General features: G+C 25.9%; 1 protein-coding gene. It reads right to left on the bottom strand.

What is annotated here, in order from left to right; translation table 11 throughout:
• Positions 1–34 precede the first annotated feature (34 nt).
• A complete protein-coding gene (locus E6248_RS15975) occupies positions 35–1321 on the bottom strand; it encodes an NCS2 family permease (protein ID WP_316341755.1) in 1287 nt (428 codons plus the stop codon).
• Positions 1322–1439 lie beyond the last annotated feature (118 nt).

Raw genomic sequence — 1439 nt, 5'->3', positions numbered from 1 at the left:
GCCTCTGTATATGCAGAGGCCTTTTTTATGATTATTATATTGAGTTTAATATTAAATATAAAAGGAAAACTAAAGAGGTTAAATAAACTGCTGGAGATATTTCTTTTCTTTTATTAGTAAAGAACTTAATAAGAGTATAAGATATAAAACCAAATGCTATACCATCTATAATACTGAAGGTAAAAGGTATTAAAATTATAGTTAAAAAGCAAGGTATAGCTTCAGATACATCCGAAAAATTTATATTGGTTATTCCTTTAATCATAAGGCTACCTATAATAATTAAAATAGGAGCAATTACTTCGTTAGGTATTAAACTTATAAAAGGTATAAATAGTAAAGATAATAATATAAGTAATGAACAAATAAAAGAAGTTAAACCAGTTTTACCACCTTCAGCAATACCAGCAGTACCTTCAACAGTTGATACAGAAGGACTTGTTCCAAGCAATCCACAGGTTATATTAGATAAAGCAATAGCTCTTAATGCTTTGTTTTGTTTCTCTGGTGCTTGCAATAACTTTGAAACTTGTCCATGTAGCAATCCTATGTTTTCAAAAACAATAACCAAAGTTAGTGAAAATGTAGCAATCCAAAATTCAACTGTGAAAAATTTACCAAAGTCTATATTAAAGAATATTTCATTATAAGCATTAAAATTGGGAAGGGTAAAGCTTATAGTGGACAAATCTACAAAGTTAAAGACAATTGCTAAAATTGTTCCAACAATAATACTGATTAGAAAACTTCCTTTTATATTTTTTACAAATAAAATAATTGTTAAAAATAACATAAATATAAAAAACATAACCCTTGGATCGGATAAATCAGATATTTTTACCATTGTTGTAGCATCTGATGTTATAATTCCACCTTTTTGTAAGCCTAAGAATGTAATAAACAACCCTATACCAATAGTAATGGACTCTTTTAAAGAATTTGGGATAGATTTATCTAAAATTTTAGCTAATGGAGTTATTGATATAAGTAAAAATAATATACCAGAAATAACTACACTGGCCAAAGCTTCATTATAATTTAAATTCATAGTCAAAACTATTGTATAAGTAAATAATGCATTAATTCCCATGCCGGGCATTATAATTAATGGGGTATTACTTAGGAATGCAATTAAAAAACAACCTACAAAGGAAGCAAATATTGTTGCAATAATGAGAGGTTCTTCATTTATTCCAGAATCACTTAATATACTTGCATTAACTATAATTATATAAACTGCTGCAAAAAAAGATGTAAAAGCAGCAATAGCTTCTGTTTTAAAAGTTGTATTATGCTCTTTTAATTTAAAAAAGTTATTCATTTTTATTAACCTCATTTCTTAAAGTGGTAAGTTATAATTATATTATCAAATATAGCTATTTCTTTAATATTGTTTTCATAAGAAGCTATATTATTCATAACAAATAATTATATAATAT

Origin of the sequence: Clostridium sp., from assembly GCF_032552055.1 — a bacterium.
In the GTDB taxonomy this organism is placed as follows: Bacteria; Bacillota; Clostridia; order Clostridiales; family Clostridiaceae; genus Clostridium.
This window is presented reverse-complemented; position numbering and strand designations above follow the sequence as displayed.